Origin of the sequence: Vagococcus zengguangii (genome assembly GCF_005145005.1) — a bacterium.
GTDB lineage: Bacteria > Bacillota > Bacilli > Lactobacillales > Vagococcaceae > Vagococcus_A > Vagococcus_A zengguangii.
The window spans coordinates 1,827,230-1,852,488 of the sequence record NZ_CP039712.1; the positions used below are offsets into that span (position 1 = coordinate 1,827,230).

The following is a 25,259-nucleotide window of genomic DNA, read 5'->3' on the forward strand; positions in this document are numbered from 1 at the left end:
TATTGCTGATTTATTTATTATTTAGTTCCTTTGGCGTTGATGTAACCCATCCATGTCCCTTTGACGTCATATAATGAATAGTAGGTTGAACCATTCGCGTGTTTGTATAAGCCTTTGGCCGTGTAGGTTTTATTGGCTAACTTACTGTTGTCGTATTTTTTCTTCCATGAGAAGTTTTGCCATGTGTTGTAACCTTTGTCGTTTTTAACGGTTACTTTTTTGCCGTAAGCTTGGTAGACACCTTGTGCGCCATCCGCTAACTTAGTGCCTTTAGCGTTGATGTAACCCATCCAGGTTCCTTTTGAATCATATAATGAGTAATAGGTTGAGCCGTTCGCGTGTTTGTATTGACCTTTAGCTAAATAAGTTTGGTTGGCTACTTTTGAGTTGGCATGTTTTTGCTTCCATGCGAAGTTTTGCCATGTGTTATAACCAGCATTGTTGTTGACTGTCACATATTTTCCGAATGATTGATACACACCTTGTGCTCCGTCAGCTAACTTAGTACCTTTTACGTTGATGTAGCCCATCCACGTACCTTTTGAATCATACAATGAATAGTAAGTCGAGCCATTCGCGTGTTTGTATTGACCTTTAGCTAAATAAGTTTGATTAGCTACTTTGCTGTTCGCATGTTTTTGTTTCCATGCGAAGTTTTGCCATGTATTGTAACCTGCGTTGTTGTTGACGGTCACGTATTTGCCAAATGATTGGTACACGCCTTGTGCGCCGTCAGCTACTTTAGTTCCTTTAGCATTGATGTAACCCATCCACGTACCTTTTGAATCATACAATGAGTAATAAGTTGAGCCGTTTTGGTGTTTGTACATGCCTTTGGCTAAATATGTTTGATTAGCTACTTTTGAGTTCTCATATTTTTGTTTCCATGAGAAATTTTGCCATGTATTGTAACCTTTGTCATTGTTGACTGTGACGTATTTACCGAAACTGATATAGTCACCTTGAGGTTTATTTTCAGGTTTTGGTTCATCGACTTTGGTCCACTTAGCGTAAAGGGTTAAATCACTAGTAACTGGCGTATTGAAATCATATTTAGTCGTTAATTTCTCATCGCTGTACCAACCTTCAAATTTGTAGCCTTCACGGGTTGGAGCTGTTGGTTCCGCTACTTTTTCACCGTCTTTAACTATTACTGAATCGATATATGAGCCTGAATTTGTTTCGAAATAAACATAATACTCCGCAACCACTTCACCTTCAGTACGGATGTACGTATCAGCTGACAAGCCTGTTTGACCATAGGCTACGAATTCTTCTGTTGTATTGAATTTTTTACCAGTGTTTTGGCCATACCAAGCGTAAGGAATCCCTTCATCATCCCACAACGGTAGAAACTCTTCAGTATATTCCGTTACAAACTTCATGTTATCCCCTACTATTAACTCTTCAACATTAGAGTACAACATAAAATAATTCATAGTTTCCGCAACCAAGGTATTGAAGCTTGATAAATCTATTTTTTTCAATGCCATCGTACTTTCGAACATTGCACTAAAATCCGTTACTTGTGTGGTGTCAAAACTTGTAATATTAAGTTCCTCAAGTCTATTCATACCACCAAACATACTTGACATATTCGTTACGTTTGATGTATTGAAGTTGGATAAATCCAATGATTTTAAGCTTGCAACATTTTCAAACATCCCAAACATATTTTGAACTGAACTTGTGTCGAACGATGAAATATTTAATTTTTCCAGATTCATTGACCCTTGGAACATTCCTGTCATATCAGTAACCTTAGTGGTATTAAAGTTGGATAGATCCAGCTCCTTCAATTCATCCATATCACTAAATAAATACATCATATTTTCTGTTTTTTCAGTATTAAAATTAGACAAATCTAAGCTTGTAATAGTCTTCATATAGCCAAACATACCCATCATATCTGTCACATTTGACGTATCAAAGTTTGTAATATCTAATGTTGGTATCGTCAAACTTGAAAACATCCAAGACATATTTTCTACCTTAGATGTATCAAAATTGCTAACATCCAACGATTTAAGTTTTGTCGAAGAACTAAACATACTTGACATATTCGTTACATTAGAAGTGTCAAAGTTAGATAAATCTAATGATTCTATATTTCTTAAATCTGAAAACATTTGCGACATATCAACTGAATTTGAAGTATCAAAGTTAGATAAATCCAATGACTTTAAATTAGTCATCCCTTGGAACATTCCTGACATTTGATCAGTCTTACTAGTATCAAAATTTGAAATATCTAATACTTCCAAACCTGATAAATCTTTAAACATTTCATTCATAGCCGTTACATTTGAGGTATTAAAGCTGGAAACATTTAACGATTTGACACCTGCTAAGCCTTCAAACATCGCCCCCATATGATTAACATGCTGCGTATCAAAATTAGAGATATCCAATGATTCTAAACTAGACATAAAGCTAAACATCCCAAACATATCGGTTACATTTGAGGTATTAAATTTACTAACATCTAATTTTTTTACCTTTTCTAATGATTGAAACATTTGCGACATGTCGGTAACATTAGTTGTATCAAAGTTGGAAACATCGAGTGATTCAAGGCCTGTTAAACCACTAAACATGTCAGACATATCCGTTACATTTGAGGTATTAAAATTAGAAACATCGAGTGATTTCATGTTTTCTGAGCATTCGCTAAACATCACTGTCATATTCATAACATTTGACGTATCAAAGCTAGAAACATTAATTGATTCTAAGCCCGACAAAAAAAACATTCCTGACATATCGATAACCTGAGAAGTATTAAAGTTAGATAAATCCAACGTTTTTAAATTATTTAACCCTGAAAACATCCAAGCCATATTCGTCACTTTTGACGTATCAAAGTTTGAAACTTTCAATTCTGTAATCTGTTCTAAGTTTGAAAACATCGAATTCATACTTAGAACATTCGACGTATCAAAGTTAGTCACATCTAAGGAAGTCAAGCTCTTCATCAAAGAAAACATGTCGTGCATTGTTGTGACTTTTGATGTATCAAAATTTGCGATACTTAATTCTTTAATAGTTGATACATCATAGAACATCCCTGACATATCTGTAACATTCGAGGTATTAAATTTAGTAATGTTTAATGATTCTAAACTTGCCATCCCAGAAAACATATACATCATGTTAGTAACATTCGAAGTATCGAAATGCTGTAAATCTAAAGTAGTCAATTTAGAAACTTGTGAGAACATGTTTCCCATACTCGTCACATTCGACGTATCAAAACTAGAAATATCCAAATCAACTAAATTTACCATCCCAGAGAACATTACTGACATATTTGTAACTTTTGAAGTGTCAAAACTTGATAAATCTAGCTCTCTTATGTTTGATAATTCAGAGAAAGCCCATGACATATCTGTAACATTCGAAGTATTAAAGTTATTCAAATTCAGGTTCGTTAAATTAGTAAGTTCGTTAAATGTTGTAGATAAGCAAGTCAATTTTTCATTTGTCCAACCGCTTAAATCTAAACTAGTCAAACTTTTTAGATCCTGGAACATGTAGCTAGTAGACTCTAATTTATTCATCTTTAAATTACTTAAATTTAATTCTGTCAATTTAGGCAAGTTGTTAAACATTCCTGAAACATTTTCAACTAGTTGACCATCTAAATTTTCTAACCCTTTAAAGATTGCTAATTCTGGAAAATCAGCAAATAAAGATTCACACGATACAGGAAGTAACAATTTACCAGTAAATTCAATCGAAGTAATTATATCTTTATAGTTATCCCAACCTCTTGTTTCATACGATACAAGTTCCCCAGCTTCCATCACAAAACGACCATCTTTATACATAGTCCATGGGGCAGTTCCATCAACACCGGTATCGATGATGTCATCAGAAATTTCCGCTTTTGTTACTTTATCCTCTGAAGTAGTAGTTACTTCTTTCATTGCTTCTGACGTTTGATTTGTTACTTCTTCAGTTTCTGAAGTTTCTGCTTCGGAAACTTCTGCAGTTGTTGATTGTTCTGTTGCTTCCTCTTGCTTAGTTGTTTGAATATCATCATCCACAACAGTTGGCAACAAATCAGTGCTTAATTCCCCTTGCGATTCACTGGTGGTACTTTCTTTTGTCATTTCTTCTGCTGCTAAAGCTGTCACGCCCGCCACGTTATTTGATATTAAACTACCGATTATTGTAACGTAAGCCGCATTTCTCAATACTTTCTTTTTCATAGTTCCCCCTAATTTATTTAGTTACACGCCTAAAGTATACGCTTATACTAAAGATGATATTTCATCTCACAGCGAATTCTTTCCAAACTTTAACCTTAACCGCACCTGACTTTCATCAAAGAATTATTTGTTTTATTTATCAAAATCCTAACACTTTTATTTACATTTCTGTTATTTGTGCACGCCAAAGAATTAGAACCCTCTAATCAAACACAAAAAAGACCAGTGCAATATAAAAAATTCACTGGCCTATTTTACTATTTAATTAGTTATGGTAACCCCAAACGTAAATCTCTTTAGATTCACCATATTCTCCTACTTCTTTACCTGGAGACGTTGGTTTTTTTAAGTGTGGTGCTAATAGTTTTTGTAATTGCTCGTTTGATATTTCCTCTTCACCAAACCAATTACCGGCAAAATCTACAATCCACTCTTTACCATCCCAGTAATAAGCAGACTTAAGGTATGACCATGGCCATACTGATTTTTCCGCAAATACTTTATCCGTTGTTACTTGTAAATAATCAGGTCTAGGTGTTGCAATCAAAGGTGTGGCCTTACTATTAATATAACCCACTGTTACAATTCCCTCTTCTACACCTGAGAATTGTCCAATTTGATAATAAATAGAACCATTTGCGTGATGATAAACTGATGTTACACAAAAATCAGCATCTCTCCACCCTGTCACCTTCTCTTTAAAGCTTAAATCGGTCCAAATAGGATAAGAATTGTTGAATTCTTTAAAACTCTTCAAACCATCTTGAAAAATAATTGGCAAGCCTTCTACTCCAGGTGCTACTTTAGCAGCATTAGCATTGATATAACCGTACCAAGTACCGTTTGTATCATATAGTGAATAGTAAGTTGAACCGTTCGCATGGTTATATAAACCTTTCGCTAAGAAAGTACGGTCAAAAACAGCACTGTTAGCTTGTTTTTCTTTCCATGAGAAGTTTTGCCATGTGTTATAGCCATCATTTTTTGAAATAGTGACATATTTACCAAAATTTTGGTAAACACCTTGTTTGTTGTTACCCGCTTCTTGTGTTCCTTTGGCATTGATGTAACCCATCCACGTACCTTTAGCATCATATAATGAATAGTAAGTTGAGCCATTTGAATGTTTGTACATTCCTTTAGCTAAATATGTTTTATTCGCTACTTTTGAATTCGCATGTTTTTCTTTCCATGAGAAATTTTGCCATGTGTTATAACCAGCGTTGTTGTTGACTGTGACATATTTGCCATAGTTAATATAATCACCTTGTTGGTTCGCACTAGCCTTCGCAATTTTGGCATTGATGTAGCCCATCCAAGTATCTTTTGAATCGTATAGTGAATAATAGGTTGAGCCATTCGCATGGTTATATAAACCTTTCGCTAAGTAGGTTTTATTCGCTACTTTTGAGTTTGCATGTTTTTCTTTCCATGCGAAGTTTTGCCATGTGTTATAGCCGGCATTTTTACCAATTGTCACATATTTACCAAATGATTGGTAAACACCTTGCGCACCATCGGCTAACTTAGTGCCTTTAGCGTTGATGTAACCCATCCAGGTTCCTTTTGAATCATATAATGAGTAATAAGTTGAGCCGTTCGCATGTTTGTATTGACCTTTAGCTAAGTATGTGTTGTTAGCTACTTTACTGTTCTCGTGTTTTTGCTTCCATGAGAAGTTTTGCCATGTATTGTAACCTTTGTCGTTATTGACTGTCACGTATTTACCAAAGCTGATGTAGTCGCCCTCTGGTTTTGTTTCAGGCTTAGCTTCAGTTGTTCGAATATAGGTATCAGCGGCTAAACCACCTTTCCCATATTCAACGAATTCCGCTGTTGTGTTGAATTTTTTTCCAGTGTTTTTTCCGTACCAACTGAAAGGTTTCCCTGCGTTGTCTTTTTCAGGAAGAATATCATGATCTGAAACAAATTTCATATTATTGCCTACAGTTAGCTCTTCAAATCCAGAGCTATACAGAGCACCTTCCATTTCTTTAACATTTCTGGTATCAAAACTTGAAAGATTTAATTTCTTCAAACTAGGTGTTATGCTAAACATACCTGACATATCTTCTACGCTTGAAGTATCAAAATTTGAAACATCTAAGTCCGTTAATTTCTCCATATTTCCAAACATATAACGCATACTAGTTACTTTTGAGGTATCAAAATGTGAAAGTTCTAAACTTGACAACTCATTAGTATAATAGAACATCTCGTCCATATTTGTGACATTTGAAGTATCAAAACTTGAAAGATTTAAATCTTTTAAATTATACATATGACTAAACATTTGAGACATATCAGTAACATTTGAGGTGTCGAAACTTGAAAGATCCAAACTAGTTAAGTTTCTTAAATCATTGAACATACGATCCATACTCGTCAAATTAGAGGTATCAAAATTGGAGACATTCAGAGATTTTAAACTATTCAATAGAGTAAACATTTCATTCATGCTAGTCACTTTGGAAGTATCAAAACTTGATAAGTCCAATGTTTCAAGACTAGGTAAATCCCAAAATACTGTTGTCATATCGGTTACATTAGAAGTATTAAAATCAGTAAAATTTATCTCTTTTAAATTATCCATAAACCTAAATGCATCATACATAGATTCCAAGCTTTCATTTTTCCAACCACTTAAATTTAAACTCGTTAAACTATCTAAATTCCTAAACATATTACTCATTGTTTTTAATTTACTTGCGTTAAAGTTGGATAAATCTAATTCGAATAATTTAGGCAACTCATAAAACATACCATATACATCTGTAACATTTTCAGCGTTCAGGTAGTGTAATCCCTTCATTTCCGTAAGTTCAGAAAAATCTTTAAACAAACTTGAACAGTTCTCAGGTAATAGCAATTCACCTGTAAACTCTATTGAGGTTACAATATTTGAGTAATTATAATGACGCCACTCTTTCGTATAATTCCCCTCAACGTTTTCCATTTCACCTGGCCCCATTACTAATCGGCCATCTTTATAAATAGTCCAAGGAACTGTCCCATCAATCCCAGATGCAACAATTTCTTCCGAAGTTGCTAGTACATTACTAGTAGTTTGTTTGTTTAACTGTGACGGTGCAACTGAATCCTCGTCAAATTCATCATTTTCAACTTTTGGAAGATTACTTTGTTCTATAGAATTTGTATCAGTTTCATTTTCTATAGATTCGCTAAGTGTTACATCTGGCAACACCTCACTCTTAATCGTTTCCGTAGCTTCTGTTGTTGTATCTTCTGTACTCGTTTCTTCTGCTGCGATAGCTGTTATTCCTGATAAATCACTTGCAATAAAGCTCCCAATCACTGAAAAGTAAACAGCATTTCTCAATACCTTCTTTTTCATATTACATCCCTTTCTGAACCCCCAAATAGTTTATCACTTTTTTATTTTTCTATTGTTCATATAGTTAAATATGAAAATAAAAATTTTTTATACTTTCTCTGCCTTCTATCTTACCAAAAACTGTCGATTTGTTCAATAACGCACATTAATTAATTAATTAATTTATTAATAAATACAAAAAACAGACCGGCAAAAATTTTCACGCTTTGCCAATCTGTTAGTTAAATTTATTTATTTTTTGAAATCTGGATAATCGTAATAATTAATACCTTTTAGATTAAAGATGTCTGGGCCATAACTTAAACCAACTGCTCGAGTCCCCGTGTCGCCAATCCCGCTATAAAACACATAGTATTGATTATTTTCTCTAATTAAACAACTGCGATACAACCCTTTGCCGTCCCATTTACCATGGGCTTGTGATGGATAGATTATCGGTTGAAGATTCGACCACGCACCGCCTTCATCACTAGCATAATAGACATTCATTTGATGACGGTCACTCCAGCTAACTTTTTCACCAGCTGCTTTTTCAAAGCCAACTACAAGCATTTCAAAGTGGTCATCGATTTCTTTAACATCCAAATGCCAACTATGCATGTTGTCCTTGTTATAAGCAATCTGTACTGTATCAGGTTTTGACCACGTTTTGCCATCAGTACTAATACGGTGATGAATCAAAAAGTCGTACCCCACATACCAGACTTGGTAGCCGTCTTTATCTTTGGTAAAAGCAGGTGATAGCCAATCCTCACCTTTGCCACGATTACATGTATAAACTAATTCTTTGTCCGACCAACTACGACCATCTTGACTATGGATTTGATAAATATAGACGAGTTTCTCGACATCATCAACATAACGCCAGAACATCTCTAAGCGATTTTTTTCTTCGTTAAACAATAGATGCGTGTCCGAATTGTACTGCAAAGGACTCTCTTGCTCATTGAGTGGAGAATTGGTGATCTCATCTAACGGATTACACTTTTTCTCACCAAAAGGGATATCCCAAGCAATCATATCGTGACTGGCGAAAATATGCGGATTTTCTTTCCCCGCATCGCCTTCTGGATAGGGGGTAACTGCCATCCAATATTTATAACCTGACCAGTCTTTCGGAAAGTTTACAACCGATGGATGCGTCACTTCAATTGTGTCATACGCCGTTGGTAAAATTAGTGGTTGCTTAGCGTTCGCTGACGTCTTGATTTTTTTGTTATCAATTACAACCGTTGCCACAGTATCCTCTACGTGACTATTTATATATTTGAGATTCACATATGCTTTCGTTGGAAAGTAGCAAATTGCCATCCCCATTATCAGCATGACTAGCCAAAATTTGCGAATAAACTTGTTTTCCTTATCTTTCCGAAAATTAATTAAGTAAATAATGCTAGCCGTAACGATCATAATCCCGATTACTAACATCAACATAAAACGTAACCTTAACATCCCTCACACTCCTTTTTAACATTTAACATTTAACCTTTGTTAAATGTTAACGTATTATCAAGAGTTATACAATAGATGGTAATAGTCTTTTTTCATTTATCAACGAGTTTTTCGCTGATAATAAACAAGATATCCGCTTAAAACAAGTGTTCCTATACTAATTGCCAATCCAACTTTTTGAATGAAAGTGCCTTGATAACTAACCTCAACTTTACCTGTTCCTTGTAGACCTTGCAGCATTAGTTCGTAATGCGCACCTATTTTTAGTGACAATTTACGACCGGTAGCGACTTCTAGTGCTTGATAGCCTGGATAATTAAGTAGCGGTAGAGCGACCTCGGCGTTTTTTGCGTCACGATAATCAAAACGAATCGTCGTATGATTAATTTTTGAATTGGTTATTCTAATATCAGCTTGGTTATAGCGAATCTTACCTGCTTGTTCTTTTAGCCAATCACGATTAGTCGCAACAGGCAAATATTCTTGTCCTGTCCCGATTTGATAAGGTTGATAAGCCGTTTCGTTAACAACTTTCTCCCCTTCAGCTAGGCGCACCGCTTGGTTATAAGACATGGTCGATAATAAAATACCCAACACCATAAATACCCGGACAACTTGTGCATTTGCAAATAGACGTGACCATTCGTAAAAATAAATGCCACCACTTATCGCCAACATCATCGTCGTAATAATTAACCATCTAAAAGGAAATTGAATGACGGATAAAAAACTAAGATTGAATAATAATTCCCATGGCAACAAACTAGTAGCACTCAATAACGTGATGATGCCAATAACTAGCGTATAGTCCGCTAGCTTTAGTCGCGCCATATTTTGCTCATCTCTCTTCACAAAAAATCGTAAAACAATAGGAATTAATAATAAAATACCAATATTAGCAGAATATAACGCAACGTTATCTAACGATTGTTCTAATAACTTGCCAAAGTCCGTTAAGAACATACTTCGTTGGAGAATCGGATCAGTATTAATTCGCATGGGAACTAATTTCAACTGTTCAAGCATAGGTAAGGTGAAAAAAGCCGATAAGCCCACCGTTAATAATGTCGCTTTTACTAATGCGCTAAAGGCATCCCATTTTCTGATGAAGGCTTTATTATCAACGATCACCATAATAGCAAGTGCAATCGTGACCAAAATTGTCGTTAATAAATGCGTCACTAACAAGCCAGTCATCCCTAGCGCTAAGTAGTACCACCGCGGTGCTTTTTCGGTTTTTATTGACCACATGCCTAAAACGACTAACGGAATAAATAAAAAAGCTGTCGCTTCACCTAGCGCGTTCCGCACAAATAAATCATACATTCTGAACGTAGCTAAGGCGTATAGTAGCGCAATGAAATAGGCAATGGTTTTATTTTTTACAACGGGTCTTGAACAATAATAAGGGATTAACAAGCACAAGAATGTCAGCGTCATTAAATAGAGCTTATAACTCGTTAAGGCTGTAAAGCCGAGCTTGTAAAAAACAAAACCGATTACAAGTAAATAGTCACCGTAAAACATCGGCGAGCCATAGCCCCAGCCTTCTAAGAAAAGGGTGTTAATCCGTGATAACCCCTGACCTGCCGCTAAAGATTCTATCACCCCTAAAAAACGATTAAAATGGAAATAAAAATCTGGACTCTTGATAACTGTGTAACCACCGCTAAATAAGTGTTGTGAAGATAAAACCGTGACAACTATAAATGAGATTATCACGAAACACTCTTGAAGCCACGATGGTACTATGCTTACATGTCCACTATATCTACTGATTCTCGTTGTACGTCCTACCATTATGCTTCTTCCCTTATCACATAGATTGGTCGTTTCTTCGTTTCTAGGAAAATTTTACCGATATATTTACCGATAATACCTAGGCACAGTAATTGAATACCTCCTAGTAATAACATAATACTAATCATCGATGGCCAACCTGCTACAGGATCGCCACACAACAAGGTGCGAATGACGATAAATAACAGTGAAATCATCGCGACGACACAAGATAGGCTTCCAATCCAAGTCGCGATTTTTAAAGGCGCATCGGAAAAATTGACGATGCCGTCTACTGAATAGCTCAACAGTCCCAAAAAACTCCAACTTGTTTCGCCGGCAACTCGTTCCACATTTTCATATTCTAAATAAATCGTGTTAAAGCCAACCCAGACGAATAATCCTTTCGTGAAGCGATTGTACTCGGTTAATTCCAAAATTGAATCGACCATTTGACGCGTCATTAAGCGGAAATCACGTGCTCCATCGACCATCTCGACTTGACCGATTTTGTTGACAATTTTGTAAAATAATTTAGCAAACGCACTGCGAATAGGCGGTTCACCTTTACGCGTGACTCTTCTGGTGCCAACGCAATCAACTTCCGGATCTTGAATTTTTTGATACATCTCAACTAACATGGCAGGCGGATCTTGTAAGTCCGCATCCATCACCGTTACATAATCACCGGTGGCTTTTTGCAAACCGGCGTAGAGCGCACTTTCTTTACCGAAGTTGCGTGAAAATGATAAATAGTGGACGCGCTCGTTTTGTTGATGGGCCTCGCGCAAAACGTTGAGGGTTTGGTCTTTTGAACCATCATTGATAAAAAGATACTCCACTTCTAACGGAAGTTGCGCCTCCACCTTGGCCATCTCCGCCAAAAATAAGGGAATGGTTTCTTGTTCGTTATAGCATGGGACTATGACAGAAAGTTTCATAATAACTAGTCCTCCTTAAAGACAAAAATTTTACTAAATAGATAGTTCAAAATTACGACAACCACTTGTGATATCAACTTCGCTAAGACTGGTGGCCATTTCAAAACAGACAAGCACAAATACAAGACCAACATGTCCATCACGTAAGAAAACAAGCGGACACTAAAAAAGGCGGTTAGCTCTTTAACTAGTTGCTTGGTTTCTAACCCAGTTGCCTTAAAGACGAAACATTTATTCGTGACATAGGCAAATAAAACCGAGATAATCCAAGCAATCGTATTGGCGATTCCGTAATTAATAGTAAGTTTCGTCAAACCAAAATAGACGATTAAATTCACGATTGTCGTCAAAACACCAAAAATTAAATAATTGATGATTTCTTTGAGCTTGCTTTGATAATATTTTCCCAATTTATTCATGTGAATAAGTCCCACTTTTCTTCTTACTAAAGTAATCTACTTAGTTTAATTTAATCAGATTTCAAGCGAGATGACTAGTATAATGAAAAATAGTTTTGTTATTTCTTTATAACATTACTCACCGATGCGTCATATTTTCAAATAACATTGCTTATAAAAATATAAAATGTTATAATATCAACGTTATAAAAAAGGAGTGTCTTTCATTTGAAACCAATACTATTAATCACCACAACCATTGCTTTAGTTACTTGTCTAACCGCTTGCAAGGGGACTGATTCAAAAACTAGTACCAGTAATGAGACTAGTACTGAAACTAGCTCGATTATTGAAGCACAGAATGAAACCCATACCCAATTAGTTGATTCTTCAGATTTAGCCGGGACACCAAATGGTCAATTAACCCCCGAAGTTAATGGGCAAACGATTGATAGCTATTCAGCTTATGATCAATTAAGTGTTTCAGATCAAAATCAATTAATCTATAACTATTTAGTAGGTGCACTAACAGCCCTAGCTGGAGATGAAGCTGGCGCTAAAGAACTTCTAGATGAACAAGGGTATCAACTAGAATCAGGGAGTGCACTATTAAAAAAATTACGGGAGAAACAGTCTGATTTAGATTTCAATCAAGCACTGATTAAACTGGTCGGACAAGTAATAGAATAAAAAAGGAAAAATAAGAAGGGATCACTTAAGAATGAAAAAATCACTAAAAAGTAGTTTAACACTGATGCTAGTTTCAAGTATGACATTAGCGACAACAACACCTGTTCTAGCAATCACTGCTGAGCAAGACCCAGCGTCAACTACTAACGAAGCAACACCACTAACTAACAATTCAGAAATGCTTTTAGACAGCTCGCTTGAATTGACGAAAGAACCATCTACTGACAGCGAAATGGACATGAATACTGATAATCCATCTGATGAGTCGCTTGAGTTTTCCGAGGAAGCAACAATTGCTGAAACAACTGATAGCAACGAAGCAACTTCACTTGAAGATAATAGCAACCTAACAACAACTGATAGTACTACGTCCTCTTCAGATGAAACAACTGTCACTGGATTAACAATTGCTAAAGAAAAAGCGACACAACAATTTGTGACAATTACTAATAACAATACAATCATTTGGTCAGAAAAAATTGAAGAACAAGCGCTTGCTAATACAGCGGACGTCTATTTACAAACATTCTTATCAAAAGACATTAAAACCATTAATGGTAAAAACTACTATTCACTTTACACGCAAAAAGATGAAAAAGAGATGTTTTACGGTTACGTAAGTGAAAGTGCCTTACAACAGGCTGACGGACGTCAAGGTATTTACCAATCGTACGGTAAGTACGTCACAATCACTAGCAATAATTATTCAATTTATAGCAATTTTTCTTGGTCAGTTAAAAACTCCACCAAAAACATTTACCAAAAAACTTACTTAGCTAAAGGAAAGTATCAACATTACAACGGTTTAACCTATCTTTCTTTATACGATAACAACGGAACATGGATGGGTTATGTCAACGCCAATGCCACTAAAGTTGCTGACGGACGCCAAGGGTTATACCAATCGTTTGGTAAATACGTCACAGTCACTAGCAATAACTATTCACTTTACAGTAACTTTTCTTGGACAGTTAAAAATTCTACCAAAAATATTTATCAACAAACGTATTTAGCTAAAGGAAAGTATCAACATTACAACGGCCTAACTTATCTTTCTTTATATCACATCAATGGCAAATGGATGGGTTACGTCAATGCCAATGCTACTAAGGCTGGTGAAGGACGTCAAGGGGCGTACTTAGCTTACAACAAGTACGTGACGGTTACTAACGCTAACTACACGACTTATCGTAACTTCTCATGGAAGAACCTAGGCACAACTAAAAACATGAACTTGAAAACTTATCTAGCTAAAGGTAAATACGTCCACACTAACGGGATGACTTACTTATCATTATGGGATGATAAAGGAACTTGGTACGGATATGTCAATGCCAACGCAGTATCAGTGGCTGATGGCGCTCAAGGAATCTACCAAAGCTTCAATCGTTACATTACTATCACTAGCCCTAACTACAGCATGTGGAATAGTTTCAATTGGTCACTTAGACAGACATCTGCTAAGTTAAACAAAAAAGGCTTCATCGCTAAAGGAAAATATGTCCATTATAATGGAGCAATTTATTATTCAGTTTATGATGCTTTAGGTAATTGGCAAGGATATATCAACGCCACAGGCACCTCATTAGTTACGTATAAAGCACTTCCTGCAAATTATTATAGTCAAATGGCGATTGGCGCATGGTATGGTTGTGCTGCGACATCACTGTATACTGTTTTAAAGGCTAAAGGCTATGTCCCTAATGTTTCACTAGTTAATTTCATTAATGGATTGCCAGTAAGCAACAGTAATCCTGATGAAGGGCAAATTGGCGATCCATGGGGTAAAACACCTTTCCGACAAGTTATTTCGCCAGTTGGATTAAATAAATATGCTCGTAAATATACAAATAATACGGAAATTATTACAGGTAGTTCGATTGATCGCATTATCACTGAAATCAATTCAGGAAACTATGTTCTCTATTGGGGAACTTATAAAATGGGCAACGTTGGAATAACTAACAATCCGCAACATTGTATGATTGCTAGAGGTTATAAAATAGTTAACGGAAAAGAATATATCTTAATTCATGATCCAGGTTACAATTCTCTAACAGGTGATGCGGTTCGTTGGTACGAAAAGAACGCATTTGATAACTACTTAACTTCTAAATACCGTAAATTATTAGTTATTAGATAAACAACCTAATAAAAAAACACTTCCTAGCCACATGACAGTTCGTGGTTAAGAAGTGTTTTTTTATGTATTGAATCCTTCAACTAAAGCGGTGTTCGTTAACCTTTCAACAGCTGTTCAAATTGCTCAAGTAGTTGCTGATTGTACGTTTGATAATCAAATTGTGGTACCGGAACTTGCTCTGTCAAATAGCTTTCAAAACCAGCAACCATTCCTTCATGATTGCATGGTACCAATAGTCCGTTGACTCCCGATTCAATAACTGATTGAATCCCGGGGACATCGGTTCCGACAATTGGTAATCCTGCCACCTTAGCTTCTAATAAGAACATCCCTTGTCCTTCATATTTAGAGAACAAGACCGCACAATCACATTGACTCATCAAATAATGCGGATTAGCAATGTGACCATAAGAAAAAACGTGATCTTGTAAGCCTAATTCCAAAATAGTATGGTTAATCGCCTGCTCTAATGGTCCTTCACCTAATAAGTGCAATCTAACTTGAGGATGTTTCTTGACTACTTCTTTGAAAGCTGCCAACATTTCCAAGTGATTTTTTTCAGGTGAAAAGCGGGCTGCTGCAATAAAATGAGTCGCTTGCTCATCAAGCGTTGGAATCAAGGTTAGCTGACTCGTTTGACGCTCACTTTTTTCGGAAATAATTAACCTTGATAATGAATAGTCATTGTTTAGTTGCTCACCCTTTTCAATCCCTGTCAAAATACCACGCCAATCAATTAAGTTTTCCAACGCTGCCATTTGGCCGCTCTTAACTTTCGGGGCAAACTTAGCTAATGTTTGACGATTACTTTCTTTAGCTGATTCGGTCACTGAGATTATTTTGTCAAAATAATGATATAAACTGAAAATCACTTTCAAATTCCAACGGTGTTTATAACGATTGTTAATCACTTTGTTGTACTCTTCGAGCATCAAATTATGAAAAAATGCAAATTTACGTTCAACTTTTGAAAAAGCAATCAGTGAAGTCATTACTTTATTATAGCCACCAAAATCAATGATTACATCCGGCATTAAGTTCCCAAATATCCGTCTAAAATCTGTTTGATAATAACGCTCAACTTTGGCTATATCAACATTCTTAGCTCCTAGACCGCGTCTTAAAAACAAATCAACTGCCAAGCTATCTTGATAACTTTGGGGAATTCGACCAAATTTATATATAACTTTTGCATTTTTATTTAGTCGTTGATAATTTTGGCTCTTTTCTTGATGGTTCGCAATGTTATCAAATTCAAAAATAATTAATTCATATTTATCGTAGTCAATTTCATTCGTTAAGTTGATTAACGAGTTAGTAATGCCATTATTGAATAAGCCACCAGCATATAAAACAATCACTTGTTTTTCGTTTTTGTAACTTATTTCTTCAGCGGTAATTTGATTATTAAAAACAATATCAACTACTCGTTGTGCTGCTTCACCGTTATCTTTAGAGCAAAAATTCCCCAAATATTGCTGACGACTATTCGCTGTTTGTAACATATAATCAGCTTCAGGAATTTGGACACCTTTGACTAATTCATTAAAGGTACGATAGACTTGTCCAGGTAATCCTTCAACTTCTAGATATAGACCACGTGTATTCTGATAACTTTCAAGGTCTGGCATATAAAAATAAATTGGACGATTGTTTGGTAAATAGTCAAAAAAGATAGAGGAATAATCGGTAATTAATCCATCAACAGCTCCTAGTAATTCATTAGTATCCACCCAATCTGGAACTACTTTATCAGCTAAACCTAACGTCACGAACGATTGGTAAATGAAATAATGCGACTTCAACAAGACCTGTGTCTTATCACCTAAAGCTACTTGTAGTTGCTCCACTTGATTAACTAAACTAGCGATATCAGCTTCTGAAGTGTCTTCTAAACTTTTCTTCCACGTCGGTGCGTATAAAAGAATTGCTTTATCAGACGGTAATTGATAGTTATTAATTACCTCTTCTCTTGGTAAGAAGTTACGATCCACACGTGCATTGCCAGTAATAAAAACTCGACCTGGGAAAATCCCATCACAATCATGTGAGGTAAGAAGCTTATCCGCCGTAAAACGATTGGGCATCATCAAATAATCGGTCGCCAATAAATTGCGCTGAATATTTTTATGATCCGTAATGCTTGCTGATAAAATATCTTTTCCTAGTGTTTTAAGCGGTGTCCCATGCCAAGTGTTAACATATATTTGTTCTGCTCTTTTAACAAAATACGGCATAAAAGAGGTGTCATTAATTAAGTATTTAGCCGTCGCTAATAGTTTAAAGTATTGTTTGCTTTCGTATTTTACTAGCTGGGTTTGTTTATCTTTTTTCATTTGAGCTGTTAATGGACTCTCTTCTATATATACCCAGTATTTTTTTAAATTTGGATGTGTTTTAACTAATTGCTGATAAATCGCATAGACATTCCCAGTAGTTGTCACGGCATGATAACTTTCGAATAACACACTATCTTCTTGAATCTCAGATTGATGAAGGGCTGTATAGTAACTAGCCAACTCTCGAAAACGGTTATCACGCCATTTTTTTGTTTGAGTACCACCAAAATTGATGATTTCCTTTATTTTTTGTTGTCCCATATTCTTTCTCCTATGCACATATCTCAATATTCATTCATCATACTATATTTTATTATTAGCACAAAATCGAAAGTGTTATTTAATGAACATTTTAGTTAAAAATCAGAGATATTCGAACAAAAAACCTAAATAAAATACAAACCATCCTAATTTGCACAAAAAGAACCTAACAATCAGAATATTGTGCTGACTGTCAGGCTCAAAATCTCTCTTATTCAATTAGTATAGGTTGTTTATACCTTTTAATTAGTAAACCGCTCGGTAATCCACCCAGCCAACGTTCTCGATGTAATAAGTCTTAATTCCTTCACTTGTTTTACCATAACGAGTAGTGCGAACTGTGTCATTAACTTTATACTTGCTAGAAATTGATTTTATTACGGTAGCATCAGCATTGTTAAATGGTGCACTATAAATATTGTAGCCAATGTTTTTAATCTTCATATTTTTAGCTTTAAATGAGCTATCATCCGTAAATGTCGCCACCTCTTTAACCGCTCGATAATCTATCCAACCGACATTCTCAATATAATATGTTTTTATACCCTCACTAGTTGTACCATAATGCGTCGCACGTACTTGTGCATTCACTGCGTATTTGCTACTAATTGGTGACACTACTGTTGAATTTTCGTTATTATATGGCGCACTGTAAATATTGTAGCCATTATTTTTGATTCTCATCGTTTTGGCACTGAACGACGCATCATCTGTAAATGTTGCCACCTCTTTAACCGCTCGATAATCTACCCAACCGACATTCTCAATATAATATGTTTTGATACCTTCGCTAGTTGTACCATAACGCGTCACACGCACTTGTGCATTCACTGCGTATTTGCTACTAATTGGTGACACTACTGCTGAATTTTCGTTATTATATGGCGCACTGTAAATATTGTAGCCATTATTTTTGATTCTCATCGTTTTGGCACTGAACGACACATCATCATTAAATGTCGCTAAACTACCTAACGCACGATGATCTACCCAGCCAACATTTTCAATATAATATGTTTTAACACCGGAACTAGTGATACCATAACGTGTTATTTGAACTTTATTACCATTTTTGAATTTTTCTTTCAATTGTGTCACGCGATTTGCATTATAATTTCCGTATGGATTCGAATAAATATAGTAGCCATCATCCACAACGCGCATCCCAATTGCTTTGAAGCTTGTGTCTTCATCAAACGTTTTATAATTTTCAAACGCACGATAATCAACCCATCCCAAATTATTAATATGATAGGTTTTAACACCTGTACTAGTCACTACTTCCGAAGTAATTTCAGCATTAGCATTAATTGCTAATTTATCTTTCAATAGGCTCACACGTTTCATTCCTAACGTATTGTAAGGTTTACTGTAAATGTAATAGCCATTATTCACAACTTTCATATTATTAGCAGGAGAAAAATCGGTTTGCGTTTTGATTGTTGCCAATTCAGATAACGCGCGACGGTCAACATAATAACCGTTTTCTAATTTATACAGTTTAATATTTTGAGAAGTTAACGTTTCAGCTACTACTTTAACTTGTTGTAAGTTTTGATAAACTTCTGACATTTGTTTTTGTCTACTAGCCCCTAAGGTATTATATGGCAAGTCATATAAATAATAGCCTGTATTCGTAACACTCATGATTTTATCTACCGCTTTTTCTTCTACAACTGTTGCTTTAGCTTTTAAGGCACGTTGATCAACATATAGACCATTAGCCAATCCATAAATCTTTACACCCTCGCTTGTAACGATGGCTTCTTTGACTTGGATTGGATCTTCATTCTTAGCGATAGCTTGTAATGATTTTAGCGGTGTTGCACCTGGTGTATTATAAGGATTCGTATACAAACGATAAGAATTATCAGCCACTAGTAATTCATGATTAAAGGCTGTTTTACTTTTAATCGTGGCAGTTCGGTTATCACTTGCTTTAATCGCATTGTATTTGCTAACGATTAGGGCATAGAATTGATTCATGTTGTAACCCCATTTAGCAAAATAGGTCACCGGATCAACGTGAGTCGTTCCTCCTAAATATTTTGAAACGGCATTATGACTAATAACCGAGCCTTTCCCTCCATTATTATCAGCAAGTGATGGTGTTAACCCCCACTGATACAATTGTGACGCAATCCAGTAAGCATCGTTACTAACTGATTTAGCAAAATTATGGAAACTACTTTCACGAACTAATTCAATGTGAATATAAAACGGATTCGCTTGTCCACCAGCTCCCCAAGCTTTGTACTCGGTTGGTGCGGTTTCAATAACTTTGCCATTATCAACATAGGCGTGCACAAAAGCGTTATTGTAATTGTCATACATAAAATTGACTTCAGTCGAAATTGACGAATAATCATTGGCTGTTTCATGAACAACTACCCCCGTTGGACGATTATATTTATAATCATTCTTTGGTAACATATCAAAACGACTATCTTTAGAAATACTTGGATTAGGGAATTTTTGTTGCGCAATATAGTTATTAACATCTTGATATTTTTCCAAGACATTCATTGTGCGGGCAATTACCGCGGCAGCTTCTTGCTTTTCAAGTTCCGTGTGCGCTTCAGCTCCGGTCCCATCTGCCCCAACTGAGGTTGCGATGTCTTCAGGTGTTAACGAATCAAGCATCGCCTGAACATCAGGATGACGTTGATATTGATCTGCTAATTCCGCGGTGTAAATTCCTGTAACTAAATCTGGTGTAGTCGAAACTTCTTGAGAAGTACGGGCTGTTGGCATTTCTGGTGAGGCACTAGCAGTTGTTGCTGATGTTGATATTTCTTCTGAAGTTTGAGTAACTTGGTTAGCCTCTCCTGAACTTACTTCTGTAATAGCTGTTGCTAAACTTCCTGATGTATCACTTGCTGTTTCTGTTTGAGCAGTTGCTGATGAAGCAGTTGTTTCAGCAATCGCTAACGTTGGTAAAATACTACTACTAAATAACATCGTGACAAGCATAAGACTTAGTGGTTTTTTCATAAAAATAATAGCTCCTTCAATAAATAATAGCGCGAAATATGAGCTTTCGCGCTATTATTATTTTTTTCCAATTAACAATCCTAATAAAGCTCTATTTTAGAATATCATAAATCTCTTTAGCCATGACAGAAATTGTCTCGTAGCTAGTATTACCACTTGTCATAACGGATAAAACAAATGGTGTATTAGCATAGACTATTGCTACATCATGACGATAATCGTAAACATCACCGATCTTATGACCAACTTTTACTGGTAAATATTTTGGAATTCGTTGATTGTCGTAGACCGTATTTTGTAAATATTGAGTTGCTTGTCCACCTTGCTTATAGATAGCTTCCATCAATTTAGCGTTTTCTTTAGCAGTAATTGAGAAAGGGCTATCCCATGTACGACCAATGATATTTGAAATCTCTTTTTTCATCGTTGCGTCATATTTACCACATGCATAATATGCTAAGAAGTTTGTCCCTTGGTTGTCGGAGTATTTAATCGTCCAATTCAAGATTTCATCGATGCTGTAGTATTTATTCTTAGGTTTCGACTGTAAAATACCTGCACCTCCACGCATATAAGCATTGGTCATATTATTAATAGCGTCAGTGTATAAATATTTCGCAGTGGGCTTAATTTTACCAGCATTGATCTGTTTTTGCGTGTAATAAATAGCTGGTAATTTACCGGTACTTGGCGCTGTATAGCGTTTATTTGCATTAATGCTAGCAGTTGAATGATCCCCCATACTTTCAACATAAATACCAAAACGACTTGAGTTGTATTTATTATTTAACAAGGTTTGGACTTTCTTCATTTTCTCAGCATGGATGCTTTCTGTTAATGCTCGATGATCGACCCAGCCGACATTTTTGATGTAGTAAACTTGAACGCCTTCACTAGTTGTTACTTGCTTCGTAACCGTCACTACACTACCATTACTATATTTTGATTTTAACGAACCAACTAATTTCATATCAGCTGTATTAAACGGTGCTGAGTAAATATTGTAGCCGTTGTTTTTGACAGCAAACGATTTATTCAATGTTTTTTCACTCTTAATCGTTGCAACTTCTTTTACAGCACGATAATCTACCCAGCCGACATTCTCGATGTAATATGTTTTGATCCCTTCGCTTGTTTTCCCGTAGCGTGTGACACGCACTAGATCGTTCACATTATACTTTTTGCTAAGTGCAGAAGTGACCACTGAATCAGTTGTATTGTACGGTGTTTTGTAAATGTTATAGCCATTGTTTTTGATACGCATATTTTTAGCTTTGAAATTAGCATCATCTGTGTACGTTGCCATTTCTTTAATTGCACGATAGTCGACCCAACCAGCATTTTCGATATAGTAGGTTTTGATTCCTTCGCTTGTTTTTCCGTAGCGTGTAACACGTACTTGATCGTTCACTTTAAATTTTGTACTGATTGCTGCAGTTGCGACAGAGTTTTCGGTATTATAAGGCGTACGGTAAAACTTATAGCCATTATCTTTAATCCTTACATTTTTCGAGACAAAATTGGTATCATCTGTGTACGTTGCAAACTCACTCAACGCACGATAATCGACCCAACCGACATTTTCAATATAGTAAGTCTTAACACCAGTACTAGTCGTTCCATAACGAGTCACACGAACGGCATCACCTTTAGCATACTTTATTTTGACTTGTGTTCCTTGTTTAGAACCACTTGTGTTATATGGAGCGCTGTAGAAGTAATAGCCATTGTCTTTAACTTTCATGTTTTTAGCGACAAATGACGAATCTTCGGTAAATGTTGCGAATTCACCTAGTACACGATAATCGACCCAGCCTATATTCTCGATATAGTAGGTTTTAACGCCCTCACTCGTTGTAGCATAACGAGTCACACGAACAGCATCACCTGCTTTATATTTATCTTTTACAAGCACATTTCTAAATGAATCCGCAGTATGATAAGGATTCGTATACACATAGTAGCTCGTGTTAATGACTTTCATGTCCCTAGCGACAAAACTTAGATCTTCTAGATAAGTCGCCAAAGTCCCTAACGAGCGATGGTCAACCCAACCGACATTTTCAATATAGTAAGTTTTCACGCCTTTACTAGTTACGGCATACTGAGTCACAGGTACTGCTTGACCGTTTTTATATAGAGCTGATAATTGTTTTAATTTAACACTGTCATAAGTCTTATACGGGGCGCGATAGACATAATAACCTTCATCAGCGATTCGCATGTTAGTATTACGGGTTTCTAAGGTAGCTACTGCGGCTTCCACATTACCTAAAGCGCGGTAATCGACCCAACCTAAGTCTTGAATATAACATACTTTTACGCCAGTCGAGGTCGTTGCAGTCATCGTAACGATTATCCCACTATCAACCTCAAAATAATCAGCTAGCTTACCCGCTCGATAAGCACCTTTCGTGCCATATGGTGCAGTATATATATAGTAGCTATTACTTGCAATTCTTGAAGTCTTGTTTAGATTTTGACCCGTCAAGGTGTAAGTTGCTTCAGGTACATCATATTGGGTAAAACCATATGTTTCAATCACGTTATTTAACTTCGTACCATAGTTCGGATCAGTTGCATAACGGCCCGTCAAAGCCGCAGTAGCATCTTGATACGTTTTAGTATTTTCTTTCCAAACTCCTGCATAGTAATTGGCATCCCATGAGACACCTTTTCTGATTTTCTTTACATAATCTTGTAAAGACTCTTCATAAGAATTATATTTTTGGAATTTAGCGATAACAACATGCGCTACTTGATTGTCATCATATTCAATCGTTTCCATCTCAACATAATCACCAACTCCACTATACTTAACCCCAAATAGGTTATAGTTTGGGGCACTTGCTAGCGTACTTGTTCCGTAAGCACTTTCTAGTGAAGCCTGTGCCATCATAACGGAGGCGTACAAATTATTAGCAATTGAAAGTTTTCTAACCGATGGTAATATTGCTTCAACAAATGACGTTACTCGCTCTGGAACTGTCGCTTTTTGTTGACTACGGTAGTTACCAACCGTCTCCATAATCTTCAACGCTTCAGCTCTGACTGCTTCTTGAACCGAATCTGAAATTTCCAAGTCTTCTAATGGTTTAACTTCGCTTGATTCTTCAACTGATGAAACCGTTGATGTTTGCACAGTCGAACCTATCTGCTGTTCAGCACTATCTGACACTTCATCATCAGCCTCAACTTTTTCAACTGGTTCAAAACTTGATGATGGTGTTACTTGATTATTTTCAACTGATGATTCTGTACCGCTAGTATTCTCTTTTATTGCAGCTTGGCTTTCTGAAGCAACCTCTGAAGTTGTTTCTGCTATCACTTCAGTGACTTGCAACATAGGTGATAAAACTAACGTACTAACCAACATGTTTGTTACGATTTTTTTCACAAGATTCCTCCTAAAATGTTCATTATCTACCTCTACATTTTTAAATTTCCAACATTTTCTATTATACAGGATATTATCGTCAAAAAAATAATAACTTACGTTTATTAAAATCTTTTTATTTCTAATCAATCATAATTCTTAAGTGATACTTGTCTTTTAATTTTTCGATTTTATTATAAAAATAGTCAATGGCAATAGATGTTCCTAGTGATAACAATATTAAAACCAATAAATTAATAATCGGATTTCTAGAAATAAAAACCAACTTAACAAAAATTGAAAAACGGTAGCAAAAGAAACTATGGACGAGCCACATATTCGTGCTATGTTGACCTAAAAAAATAAAAACGGTAGTTAGTATTTTACTAGTATTAATGACGCTAACTAGTAAAGCGACTAAAACTGGTGTCAAAACAAAATAATAAAATTCAAAGCCACTAAAATTAAGTAAATAAATAGCCGATAATACTCCCCCAATACTTAATAACCATTTCCCCCAATTTTTAATCTGCGCTAACTTACTCATTAATTGATCTAATACGTTATATTTAGCAAAAGTGATACCGCTAAATAACGTCATAATCCCTGTTTGATTAAAAAACTTTTCATAATAGATTTCTCCCTTTAAGGATTCAAAAACAGGTAGCTGAACTAGTTCAGGTAGAAAATTAATGACGAATAAATTCAAAAGAAAGACTAAACCCATTTCAATTGTCAAATCATTAATGTTTTTCGTTAACACGATGTAAATGTAACCAACTAAACAAGCAATCACAAACGCCATCACAAACCACCATTCACCATTATATGCAGTGACGTTAATTCCCCAAAAATTAAGAATAAACGTTTGTAAATCAAAGTGACGATATAAATCTGAATAACGTGTTAACGCTTCTTGATTACCAAAGAAAATAAAGGCAATCGGAATAAATAGTATAAATATTTTCCAATATGAAAAATAAATACTTGTAATTCTTTTTGCGAGATTTAAGCGTCCTGAAATATACTGTTTATAGAGACCATATCCCACAAAAAACATAAATATTGAGACACAAATTTTCCCAAATCGACCGAATGCGATTAATATCGGTACACCATTAATTGACATAGTGGTGAGTGGTCCAGTCATTGCTAAGTTGCCATTTGGTAGTCTGTCAGGAAATGTCCACAAGTGATGAATTAACATTAAAACAATCGCCATTCCTTTAGCTACCTTCGTATCCTTTCTAGTAAAAAGGATTTTTCTTTCCAATTGATTCATCTCCTTATTAATCTTAATAATCACATATTTTAATT

The 25,259-nt window shown here is 35.7% G+C and carries 12 protein-coding genes; 2 read left to right on the top strand and 10 right to left on the bottom strand.

Annotated features, from left to right (window positions below; all coding sequences use genetic code 11):
- Window positions 1–17 precede the first annotated feature (17 nt).
- The 6 genes from FA707_RS08640 to FA707_RS08665 all read right to left on the bottom strand — a co-directional run bounded on the left by FA707_RS08640 (window position 18) and on the right by FA707_RS08665 (window position 12,160).
- Complete coding sequence (locus tag FA707_RS08640; RefSeq protein WP_136953849.1) at window positions 18–4,214, bottom strand: BspA family leucine-rich repeat surface protein; 4,197 nt, start codon at window positions 4,212–4,214, stop codon at window positions 18–20.
- 265 nt (window positions 4,215–4,479) lie between these two features.
- Complete coding sequence (locus tag FA707_RS08645; protein WP_136953850.1) at window positions 4,480–7,569, bottom strand: BspA family leucine-rich repeat surface protein; 3,090 nt, start codon at window positions 7,567–7,569, stop codon at window positions 4,480–4,482.
- 231 nt (window positions 7,570–7,800) lie between these two features.
- Entirely contained in the window at window positions 7,801–9,021 is a 1,221-nt protein-coding gene (locus FA707_RS08650; protein ID WP_136953851.1) for a hypothetical protein, read from the bottom strand.
- 99 nt (window positions 9,022–9,120) lie between these two features.
- Entirely contained in the window at window positions 9,121–10,743 is a 1,623-nt protein-coding gene (locus FA707_RS08655; RefSeq protein ID WP_136953852.1) for a putative glycosyltransferase family protein, read from the bottom strand.
- 77 nt (window positions 10,744–10,820) lie between these two features.
- Window positions 10,821–11,741: a glycosyltransferase family 2 protein gene (locus tag FA707_RS08660; protein ID WP_136953853.1), complete on the bottom strand. Its 921-nt coding sequence runs from the start codon at window positions 11,739–11,741 to the stop codon at window positions 10,821–10,823.
- A 5-nt stretch (window positions 11,742–11,746) separates the two neighbouring features.
- Complete coding sequence (locus FA707_RS08665) at window positions 11,747–12,160, bottom strand: GtrA family protein (RefSeq protein ID WP_136953854.1); 414 nt, start codon at window positions 12,158–12,160, stop codon at window positions 11,747–11,749.
- 207 nt (window positions 12,161–12,367) lie between these two features.
- Here FA707_RS08665 and FA707_RS08670 point away from each other — a divergent pair, with 207 nt between their 5' ends.
- Window positions 12,368–12,829 carry a hypothetical protein gene (locus tag FA707_RS08670; RefSeq protein WP_136953855.1) on the top strand — a complete coding sequence of 154 codons (462 nt, stop codon included), beginning with the start codon at window positions 12,368–12,370 and terminating at the stop codon, window positions 12,827–12,829.
- A 31-nt stretch (window positions 12,830–12,860) separates the two neighbouring features.
- Window positions 12,861–14,972, top strand: coding sequence for a C39 family peptidase (locus FA707_RS08675; RefSeq protein ID WP_136953856.1), 2,112 nt, complete (start codon window positions 12,861–12,863; stop codon window positions 14,970–14,972).
- 95 nt (window positions 14,973–15,067) lie between these two features.
- On the opposite strand, the gene FA707_RS08680 is transcribed toward FA707_RS08675, so the two are convergent.
- The 4 genes from FA707_RS08680 to FA707_RS08695 all read right to left on the bottom strand — a co-directional run bounded on the left by FA707_RS08680 (window position 15,068) and on the right by FA707_RS08695 (window position 25,215).
- Window positions 15,068–17,572 carry a glycosyltransferase gene (locus tag FA707_RS08680; protein ID WP_136953857.1) on the bottom strand — a complete coding sequence of 835 codons (2,505 nt, stop codon included), beginning with the start codon at window positions 17,570–17,572 and terminating at the stop codon, window positions 15,068–15,070.
- A 246-nt stretch (window positions 17,573–17,818) separates the two neighbouring features.
- Complete coding sequence (locus FA707_RS08685; protein ID WP_210409618.1) at window positions 17,819–20,566, bottom strand: GW dipeptide domain-containing protein; 2,748 nt, start codon at window positions 20,564–20,566, stop codon at window positions 17,819–17,821.
- Window positions 20,567–20,657: 91 nt separating this feature from the next.
- Window positions 20,658–23,963, bottom strand: a complete 3,306-nt coding sequence (locus FA707_RS08690; protein WP_136953858.1) for a serine hydrolase — start codon at window positions 23,961–23,963, stop codon at window positions 20,658–20,660.
- 121 nt (window positions 23,964–24,084) lie between these two features.
- A complete protein-coding gene (locus FA707_RS08695; RefSeq protein ID WP_168177388.1) occupies window positions 24,085–25,215 on the bottom strand; it encodes an acyltransferase family protein in 1,131 nt (376 codons plus the stop codon).
- Between the last annotated feature and the right edge of the window lie 44 nt (window positions 25,216–25,259).

Excerpts from the sequence above, each read along its gene's own strand:
- FA707_RS08680 (WP_136953857.1), bottom strand. The coding sequence starts at position 17,572 with ATGGGACAACAAAAAATAAAGGAAATCATCAATTTTGGTGGTACTCAA.
- FA707_RS08650 (WP_136953851.1), bottom strand. The coding sequence starts at position 9,021 with ATGTTAAGGTTACGTTTTATGTTGATGTTAGTAATCGGGATTATGATC.
- FA707_RS08665 (WP_136953854.1), bottom strand. The coding sequence starts at position 12,160 with ATGAATAAATTGGGAAAATATTATCAAAGCAAGCTCAAAGAAATCATC.
- FA707_RS08685 (WP_210409618.1), bottom strand. The coding sequence starts at position 20,566 with ATGAAAAAACCACTAAGTCTTATGCTTGTCACGATGTTATTTAGTAGT.
- FA707_RS08640 (WP_136953849.1), bottom strand. The coding sequence starts at position 4,214 with ATGAAAAAGAAAGTATTGAGAAATGCGGCTTACGTTACAATAATCGGT.
- FA707_RS08675 (WP_136953856.1), top strand. The coding sequence starts at position 12,861 with ATGAAAAAATCACTAAAAAGTAGTTTAACACTGATGCTAGTTTCAAGT.
- FA707_RS08645 (WP_136953850.1), bottom strand. The coding sequence starts at position 7,569 with ATGAAAAAGAAGGTATTGAGAAATGCTGTTTACTTTTCAGTGATTGGG.
- FA707_RS08660 (WP_136953853.1), bottom strand. The coding sequence starts at position 11,741 with ATGAAACTTTCTGTCATAGTCCCATGCTATAACGAACAAGAAACCATT.